Source organism: Ercella succinigenes, from assembly GCF_900002895.1.
This window is the reverse complement of sequence record NZ_CDHP01000057.1, coordinates 1-10038: the sequence shown is the minus strand read 5'-3', so window position 1 is coordinate 10038 and position 10038 is coordinate 1. Positions and strand designations below refer to the sequence as shown.

Genomic DNA, 10038 nt, shown 5'->3' with positions numbered 1-10038 from the left:
CATGAAAAATGGTTGACCGGCAAAAAGTATTTCATAATGGATCGCTACTTTGATGAGAGAGAAACAGCAAGAAAAGAAGCGTTAGCAGAACGAGCAGCATACCTGCATGTTGTCACCTGATTCATGCAGATACCGGAAGACAATTTACACCAACTTTTTGGACTTGACTGAGCAGAAGAGTAACAAAGAATAGCTTGAAGTAATTATTATATAAACTAGGAAATAAGGTAAGTAAATAATTACAAAATAACAGCTTTTGTTTCTTAAGTTACATAGAATAAAACCTAATTTTTTGTTTAATTAGTATATGAAGTATTTTTAAAAAGATGTTAAAGGTTTCTAGAAAACATACGATAAATATAAATGACGGCGGTTAAACAAATGTCGGGCGCCCGATATTCAATTAACCAATTGCAAAAAAACAAATAAAAAAGGCACGGAAGCCTAAAGACAAAACTCAAGGAGGAAAATAACATGAGAATTAATAACAATTTGATGGCAATGAACACACATCGTCAGCTTAGCATTGGTACAAATCAAGGTGCCAAATCAATGGAAAAACTTTCTTCAGGTTACAGAATCAACCGTGCAGGTGATGATGCAGCTGGATTGGCTATATCAGAAAAAATGCGTGGACAGATTCGTGGTTTGAACCAGGCATCAAGAAATGCTCAGGACGGTATATCACTCATTCAGACAGCAGAAGGTGCTCTTAATGAGACCCATGCAATACTTCAGAGAATGCGTGAACTGGCTGTACAGTCTGCCAATGATACCAACACAGAAACAGATCGTAGTGAAATCCAGAAAGAAATGAATCAGTTGACATCTGAAATTAGCAGAATCGGTAATAACACTGAGTTTAATACCCAGAAATTGATCGATGGTACTCAGACAGGTCTTCAACTTCAGATTGGATCAAACAATAACCAGAGTTTCACAATTTCAATCAATGATATGAGATCGTTAGCTCTTGGTATTTCTGGAGAAACAGCTGGTGCTGCAGCAACAGGTGCTGGTACTGATGATGTGGATTCTGCAAGTTTTGCCCCTACAGGCAGTGAAACTTTAACTGATGCCTCTTCAAGTGGTGTTTCTGAGTATGCACTTGATATTTCTAATCACACAGCTGCCGCCGCTGCCGTAGAAGTTATAGATCAGGCAATGGAAGCAGTATCAACAGAGAGATCTAAACTTGGTGCTTACCAGAATCGTCTGGAACACACCATCAAGAATCTGGACACTTCATCAGAGAACCTGCAGGCTGCTGAATCACGTATCCGTGACGTAGACATGGCACAGGAAATGATGGAATTCACCAAGAACAACATTCTGCAGCAGGCTGCACAGGCAATGCTGGCTCAGGCTAATCAGGCTCCTCAGGGTGTCCTTCAGCTTCTGAGATAATTATTTTACTTAAAATGATTTGCTGATTGTTGTAGAAGCGATCAGTAAATCTATAATTTTGCAAAAAAAACAAATAAAAAAGGCATGGAAGCCTAAAGACAAAACTCAAGGAGGAAAATAACATGAGAATTAATAACAATTTGATGGCAATGAACACACATCGTCAGCTTAGCATTGGTACAAATCAAGGTGCCAAATCAATGGAGAAACTTTCTTCAGGTTACAGAATCAACCGTGCAGGTGATGATGCAGCTGGATTGGCTATATCAGAGAAAATGCGTGGACAGATTCGTGGTTTGAATCAGGCATCAAGAAATGCTCAGGACGGTATATCACTCATTCAGACAGCAGAAGGTGCTCTTAATGAGACCCATGCAATACTTCAGAGAATGCGTGAACTGGCTGTACAGTCTGCCAATGATACCAACACAGAGACAGATCGTAGTGAAATCCAGAAGGAAATGAATCAGCTGACAGCTGAGATCAGCAGAATAGGTAATAACACTGAGTTTAATACCCAGAAGCTGATTGACGGTACTCAGACAGGTCTTCAACTCCAGATCGGATCAAACAATAATCAGAGTTTCACAATTGAAATTAATGATATGAGAGCATTTTCTCTTGGTATTTCAGGTGAGAGTTCAGGTACAGCAGAAGGTGCTGGTTCAGAAGCTGTAAGTGGAGCAAGTTTTGCGGCCACAACAGCAGGTTCTCTTAGTGATGTAACTACAAGTGGAACTGCAGAGTATGCACTTGATATTTCTGATCACACTAAAGCTGCCGCTGCAGTAGAAGTTATAGATCAGGCAATGGAAGCAGTATCAACAGAGAGATCTAAACTTGGTGCTTACCAGAATCGTCTGGAACACACCATCAAGAATCTCGATACTTCATCAGAAAACCTGCAGGCTGCTGAATCACGTATCCGTGACGTAGACATGGCACAGGAAATGATGGAATTCACCAAGAACAACATTCTGCAGCAGGCTGCACAGGCAATGCTGGCTCAGGCTAATCAGGCTCCTCAGGGTGTCCTTCAGCTTCTGAGATAATTTAGATTTTATTCAAAATGGCTTGCTGATTGTGTTAAAACAATCAGCAAGTTTATAAATCTCTAATAAACACAAAACAAATAAAAAGGGCATGGAAGCCTAAAAGAAAATTCAAGGAGGAAAATAACATGAGAATTAATAACAATTTGATGGCAATGAATACACATCGTCAGCTCAGCATAGGTACAAATCAAGGTGCCAAATCAATGGAGAAACTTTCTTCAGGTTACAGAATCAACCGTGCAGGTGATGATGCAGCAGGATTGGCAATTTCAGAAAAAATGCGTGGACAGATCCGTGGTTTGAATCAGGCATCGAGAAATGCTCAAGACGGTATATCACTTATTCAGACAGCAGAAGGTGCTCTTAATGAGACCCATGCAATTCTTCAGAGAATGCGTGAATTGGCTGTACAGTCTGCCAATGATACCAACACAGAGACAGATCGTAGTGAAATCCAGAAAGAAATGAATCAGCTGACAGCCGAAATTACCAGAATCGGTAATAACACTGAATTTAACACGAAAAAACTTCTAGATGGCGATGATGCTTCTGCGGTTAATCTGCAAATTGGATCGAACAATAATCAAAGCTTTACAATAGAGATTTCAGATATGCGTGCTTTATCTCTTGGCTTAACCAATGAGGCAACAACTACTGCTGCTGGTACTGCGGTTGATGCAGAGGGTGTTGGAACTGAAACTGTAACTGGAGCTGTTTTTGTTAACGGCGGAGATGATCATCTTAGTGATGTTTCAAGTACAGGTACTGTTTATGCATATGCACTTGATATATCTGATCATGGTAAAGCTGCCGCTGCAGTAGAAGTTATAGATCAGGCGATGGAAGCAGTATCAACAGAGAGATCTAAACTTGGTGCTTACCAGAATCGTCTGGAACACACCATCAAGAATCTGGACACTTCATCAGAGAACCTGCAGGCTGCTGAATCACGTATTCGTGACGTAGACATGGCACAGGAAATGATGGAATTCACCAAGAACAACATTCTGCAGCAGGCTGCACAGGCAATGCTGGCTCAGGCTAATCAGGCTCCTCAGGGTGTCCTTCAGCTTCTGAGATAATTATTTTATTTAAAATGATTTGCTGATTGTTGTAGAAGCGATCAGCAAATCTATAATTTTGCAAAAAAAACAAATAAAAAAGGCATGGAAGCCTAAAGACAAAACTCAAGGAGGAAAATAACATGAGAATTAATAACAATTTGATGGCAATGAACACACATCGTCAGCTTAGCATTGGTACAAATCAGGGTGCCAAATCAATGGAGAAACTTTCTTCAGGTTACAGAATCAACCGTGCAGGTGATGATGCAGCAGGATTGGCTATATCAGAAAAAATGCGTGGACAGATTCGTGGTTTGAATCAGGCATCAAGAAATGCTCAGGACGGTATATCACTCATTCAGACAGCAGAAGGTGCTCTTAATGAGACCCATGCAATACTTCAGAGAATGCGTGAACTGGCTGTACAGTCTGCCAATGATACCAACACAGAGACAGATCGTAGTGAAATCCAGAAGGAAATGAATCAGCTGACAGCTGAGATTACCAGAATCGGTAATAATACTGAGTTTAATACTCAGAAGTTGATTGATGGTGAGAAAGCTGGCGGCTTAAGTCTCCAGATCGGATCAAATAATAATCAGAGCTTCACAATTGAAATTGCGGACATGAGAGCGGAGGAATTAGGTATAGCTGGTGCTTCAACTGCTACAGCTGCTGGTGCTGGTGCATCAACAGTAGAAGGTGCAAGCTTTGTTGATGCCGGTGCAACTGGAGCCGAAACTCTTTCTGATGTTTCTACAGAAGGTGCTGATGTATATGCACTTGATATTTCTGACCATGGTAAAGCTGCCGCTGCAGTAGAAGTTATAGATCAGGCGATGGAAGCAGTATCAACAGAAAGATCTAAACTTGGTGCTTACCAGAATCGTCTGGAACACACCATCAAGAACCTCGATACTTCATCAGAGAACCTGCAGGCTGCTGAATCACGTATCCGTGACGTAGACATGGCACAGGAAATGATGGAATTCACCAAGAACAATATTCTGCAGCAGGCTGCACAGGCAATGCTGGCTCAGGCTAATCAGGCTCCTCAGGGTGTCCTTCAGCTTCTGAGATAATTTAAGCTTCTAATATTAGTTATTAATAGTTAATTAGTTTTTATATTGATGAATTAATAATAAGCAGGCAGAGGATTGATGATTCATTAATCCTCTGCTTTTCTTTGACAAGTATAATAAACAAAATGATATAATGTGATTATTACTTTTATGCGAGGTTTATCTGTGAAACTTAGTATTGGATTAATGGTAAAAAATGAAGAAAAAAACCTTGATCGCTGTCTTGAAGCTATTGTTCCTATTTTAAATGAAATAGAAGCAGAGTTGATAGTTGTTGATACAGGTTCAGAAGATTCAACCATAGAAATAGCTAAAAAATATACACAAAGAGTATATACACATTTGTGGCAAGATGATTTTGCACAAATGAGAAACACCGTTGTCAATTACGCAAAAGGGGAATGGTTTTTATTTCTTGATGCCGATGAGGTAGTTGTTGATTTTCAACCATTACTTGATTTTATCAAGTCAGATGAATCAAAAAAATATAATGGTGGCACAATAATTATCAAAAATATACTCGATAAAAATAACCCGGATAGTTTTAATATGTTTCACGCCACGAGACTGGCAAGAAAAACTAAAGATTTTCATTTTAAGGGCAAAATTCATGAACAACCTCAGATAAAGCCTCCTGTAAAGCATATAAATCTTTTTGTAGATCATTATGGTTATGACAATACCGATAATGAATTAATGGAATATAAATATCAAAGAACGGGTAAATTACTTCGTGATTCTTTGGAGGAAGAACCAAATAATATCTATTTGTGGTATCAGCTTTCAAAAACATATTTGATGCATAAGGATCATGCTGAGGCTCTGGAAGCAGCTGAGAAGTCCTATGAGCTGTTTAAAAAGCATAATGAAAAAGGCCGAAAATATTACACTTATGCATTGGTAAACCTTGTCAATTTGTATTTGTATTTTAACAATTTATATAGAGCGGTAGAAATTGCACAGGAAGGATTATCCTATAAAAACTATGTTATAGATTTATGGTTTTATCTTGGCAAGGCTAAATGCTTGCAGAACAAGTATGAAGAAGGGTTGAAAGCATACGATAAATATATTGATATTGTTGTAAATCAGGAGAAAAAGGCTGTTAAAGATATTACTATTGTAAACAGCACAGTTAACAGATTAGAAGAAGCCTATCATGACTGTGCTTTTGCTTGTTTTAAATTAAAACAATATGAAAATTCTATAAGTTATACTGATAAAATAAAAAGAGAATATAAAAACTATAATAAAATTATCAATATCAAAATAAAATCTTGTTTATTTCTCAGTAAGTTGGATATTTTAACCAAGTTTTTATCAGACATGGTTAATGATGATAAAGCTCAACTATCATACAGTGTTGATTTAATAGAGTACATTATTGACAGTTTAATACAAGAGAAAAAAAATAGCGATGATAGTAAAACAACCTTTATAAAAAATACAGATGATATACCGTTTGATATTGATTATTTTCTTTTAATTAAATCACTTGCCAATCTAGATCATGCATACGGGTGGTTAAATAAACTAAGATTATCATTACATAAAAGCAATCATTCAGGGGAAATAACGATAGATTCTGTCGATATTAAAAATGAAGCTCCTTTAAGAATAAAAGAGCTTGTTCCAGAATTATGGAGAGACATAATAAAGTATTATTTGTTTGAAATAAATGATTTCAGGGAATTAACTACATTGCTTTCCGAACAAAAAGACAAAGATATTCTGAAAGCTTTTGAGAAGTTAAATGAAATTTCTGATTTGTCCCAAATCAGAAATTATGTTGAAAATCTAAAAAGCAGTAGCGGTTTTAATGAAATTAGAATTCTAAAAAAATTAGCTCTATTACTGCTAATTCAGCAATACAATCCAAAAAAAAGCAATGAACTTGACAATGAACTTGTCCAGATATATTTGTCGTCTGCGGTTAAATATTCAGAAAAAAAATATTCAAAAAAGGCTATTGATAATTTCCCAAACGTGAGCATTAATGAATCTGAGGATCTTTTTATTGCTTTGTTTAAGAAGGCTTGGCTATTGAAGCAGGAAAATAAAATATTGGAATATATTCGTACTTTGAGACAAGCTCTTCAAGCATGTCCTGAAATGAACTTTATTGTAGAGTTTCTTATTAGTCAGGAGCAGATGAATGATAATAACCCTGAAAAGGAAATTCAGAAGACAGAAGAATTTGAACAAATGAAGAAAAAATTTCTTTTAAATGTAAATCAGTTAATAGAATCAGGTTTAATTGAACAGGCAAAGTCATTAATTGCAGAATTTGATAAAATTATTGGCGATGATATAGAGGTGCTGTCAGCCAAAGCAATATTATATATGATAGAAGGTCATTTTGAAAAATCTGAAGATACTCTAAAATATGCTCTTAAAATAGATGAAAAGAATACGGATGTATTGTTTAATCTTGGGTATCTAAAGGAGCAGCAATCTGATTATAATTCAGCCTACTATTATTATTCGAGAACTTTTGATAACAGTAATGAAAAAGAGTTTAAAGTGGAATTAAAAAATAAGCTAAGTGAAATAGAAAAAATTATTAAAAACAGTATTTCATTAAATTCCAAGGAATCTATGATGCCTCCTAAAATAACAATAAGAACAAAAGTGTATAATTCTGTTGATTTTATTAGAGAATGTGCAGAAAGTGTTATAAATCAGACTTTTAACGAATTTGAGTGGATCATAATTGACAATGCAAGTGATGATGGAACATTGGAAATTCTAAAAGAGTATGAAAAAAAAGATAATAGAATAAAACTTTTTCGTAACGAAAAAAATACAGTTATTAATAAATGTTCCGATAGTCAGGCATTTTTAACATATTTGTCAAATTTAAAATCAGATTATATTTGCTATCTTGATGGTGATGACTATCTGGATAAAAATTGTTTGTTGTACTTATATCAGCATGCTAAAGAAAATGACTTGGATATAGTAGTTGGTGGAGCAGAGTTGTTTGTGCATGACACCTCAAAAAATATGATAAGAATTCCACCTTTTCTAAATTCTGACTCAATAGAAATATTAGGTAATGTATGGCACGAAATTTATGGTTGTCTAAGACCCGCATGGGGTAAACTTATTAGATCTGATATACATAATCAAGTATTTTCAAAAGAAATAAAAAAATATTACTCATATAAAAATGGGTTAGACACCATACTTGTACTTGAAACTATGAAAAAAAGCACAAAGATTGGAGCCATTAAAGCCATCATATATAATTATAGAATACATTCTGCTTCCATTTATTCGACTGATACAAGAGTTGATAGATACCAGGATTATCTTGTGATATATACGTTGACAAAAAGTTTATTGAACAGCTGGGATAAGCTAACAGATAAAAATGTTGTCTTTATGGCAGAAGTTCTTTATCATTCCCTACTGGATTGTATAAAATCTGCCGAGCAGACTATACAAAAACCTTTATCAGAGCGGATTGGATTAATTAATGCAATCCTGGGTGACAAAGAGATTTTGGGGATAATAAATGAGAGTCAGTTATATCCAGACCTTCTAAAAAACGCAACTAGTGCTATTAATAAAATTCTTTCAGAAAAGTAGAGGGCGTAAAATGAAAGTTGTCATACTAGCTGGTGGTCTTGGTTCACGTATAAGCGAAGAGAGTCATCTGCGGCCAAAGCCAATGATAGAAATTGGTGGCAAGCCTATTTTATGGCATATAATGAAATCATATAGTTACTATGGGTTTAATGATTTTGTTATTTGTCTGGGATATAAGGGATATTTTATTAAAGAATATTTTGCCGATTATTATTTACATGCTTCAGATGTGACTTTTGATTTTACTGCAAACAATAGAATGATTGTCCATAATAATGTTTCAGAACCCTGGAAAGTTACGTTAATAGATACGGGTCTACATACTATGACAGGGGGCAGAATAAAAAGAGTCGCAAAATATCTTGATAATGAAACTTTTATGTTAACTTATGGGGACGGACTGTCTGATTTACCTATAGATAAATTGTTTGAATATCACAAAAAAAAGAAAAAAACAGTCACTGTTACGGCGATACAGCCAGGCGGTAGATTTGGTGTTTTAGATATTGATGATCAAACAAACCATATTAGAAAATTTGTTGAAAAAGCAAAGGAAGATGGCGGCTGGATAAATGGAGGATTTATGGTGGCAGAACCAGAGCTTTTAGATAATATTTCGGGAGATACAACTATTTTGGAAAAGGAACCTCTTGAAAAACTTGCTTCACAAGATATGTTAACAGCTTATAAGCATAATGGTTTCTGGCAATGTATGGATACACAAAGAGATAAATTTATTTTAGAAAAATTGTGGATGGAAAGAAGAGCCCCTTGGCAAAAGTGGAAGGAAGACTACAAAAATGATCTCTGATATTACAAAAAAAGATATGTTTTTTATACACAACAGTTTATCTGAGAATGAAAAGAAAAGATTTAACGGAAAGACACTTTTGGTCACCGGCTATGCAGGATCGCTTGGTTATACCCTTTTGCATTATTTTTACCTTTATGGAAAAGAATTAGGTTTGCGTAAAGTGTACGGTATCGATAATTATTTGTTTGGCAAGCCGGCCTGGATTAACAGAATAGGACAAGATGATCTTTTTGATTTAAGGCAAGATGATGTTATTAATTGTGATTTGAATTTTGCTAATGACGCAGATTTCATTTTTCACATGGCATCTTTGGCTTCCCCTGTTTATTATAGAAAGTATCCAATTGAAACAATTGATGCTGATGTAGCAGGTTTAAGAAATTTATTAGAATTTTACAAGAAACGCAATATTTCAGGTTTTTTATTTTATTCCAGCAGTGAAGTTTATGGTGATCCTGTAAATGAACAAATTCCAACTCCAGAAGATTACTTAGGCAATGTAAATACCTGTGGTCCAAGAGCTTGTTATGACGAGTCAAAACGTTTTGGTGAAACACTGTGTTTTAATTTTGCCAGAATACATAAAATGCCAATAATAATTGTAAGACCCTTTAATAATTATGGCCCAGGAATGAGAATCAATGATCAAAGAGTGGTAGCTGATTTTGCAAAATCAATAATTAATCATGAAGATATCGTAATATACTCTAATGGAAAACCAACAAGAACTTTTGACTATATTCCTGATGCAACTATTGGATATCTTAAATGTATTTTACACGGTAAGTTTGATAAAGTCCGTATACTTGGTGTAAATTGAGAAATAAAAAAGAGCCACGAGCTCGCTTTCGGTATAATAGGTTTTGCGAAACTAACAACTGAAAGGAATGAGATCATGGCTCAAGTACATCTTACACTGGAAGACGAAATTCTTAAAGACCTTATGCTTGGAAATCGGGAGAACGGGGTGGCGAAATTACTGGAAAAAGTATTTGATGCGGTGCTGCGAGGACAGGCCAGCG

7 protein-coding genes are annotated in these 10038 nt (G+C 35.6%); all 7 read left to right on the top strand.

The window, feature by feature from the left end; translation table 11 throughout:
• The first annotated feature begins 474 nt into the window (after nucleotides 1-474).
• The 7 genes from AC0KSB_RS12325 to AC0KSB_RS12295 all read left to right on the top strand — a co-directional run bounded on the left by AC0KSB_RS12325 (nucleotide 475) and on the right by AC0KSB_RS12295 (nucleotide 9836).
• A complete protein-coding gene (locus tag AC0KSB_RS12325; RefSeq protein ID WP_472309703.1) occupies nucleotides 475-1407 on the top strand; it encodes a flagellin N-terminal helical domain-containing protein in 933 nt (310 codons plus the stop codon).
• 122 nt (nucleotides 1408-1529) lie between these two features.
• The gene (locus tag AC0KSB_RS12320; protein WP_472309701.1) at nucleotides 1530-2459 is read left to right on the top strand and encodes a flagellin N-terminal helical domain-containing protein; all 930 of its coding nucleotides are present in this window, start codon (nucleotides 1530-1532) and stop codon (nucleotides 2457-2459) included.
• Nucleotides 2460-2587: 128 nt separating this feature from the next.
• Nucleotides 2588-3544, top strand: a complete 957-nt coding sequence (locus AC0KSB_RS12315; protein WP_472309699.1) for a flagellin N-terminal helical domain-containing protein — start codon at nucleotides 2588-2590, stop codon at nucleotides 3542-3544.
• A 122-nt stretch (nucleotides 3545-3666) separates the two neighbouring features.
• Complete coding sequence (locus AC0KSB_RS12310) at nucleotides 3667-4608, top strand: flagellin N-terminal helical domain-containing protein (RefSeq protein WP_472309697.1); 942 nt, start codon at nucleotides 3667-3669, stop codon at nucleotides 4606-4608.
• Between the two features lie 165 nt (nucleotides 4609-4773).
• The gene (locus tag AC0KSB_RS12305) at nucleotides 4774-8202 is read left to right on the top strand and encodes a glycosyltransferase (protein WP_472309695.1); all 3429 of its coding nucleotides are present in this window, start codon (nucleotides 4774-4776) and stop codon (nucleotides 8200-8202) included.
• A 10-nt stretch (nucleotides 8203-8212) separates the two neighbouring features.
• A complete protein-coding gene (gene rfbF / locus AC0KSB_RS12300) occupies nucleotides 8213-9013 on the top strand; it encodes a glucose-1-phosphate cytidylyltransferase (protein ID WP_472309693.1) in 801 nt (266 codons plus the stop codon).
• Nucleotides 9003-9836 carry an NAD-dependent epimerase/dehydratase family protein gene (locus tag AC0KSB_RS12295; protein ID WP_472309691.1) on the top strand — a complete coding sequence of 278 codons (834 nt, stop codon included), beginning with the start codon at nucleotides 9003-9005 and terminating at the stop codon, nucleotides 9834-9836. The genes rfbF and AC0KSB_RS12295 overlap by 11 nt, the downstream gene beginning before the upstream one ends.
• The last annotated feature ends 202 nt before the right edge of the window (nucleotides 9837-10038 follow it).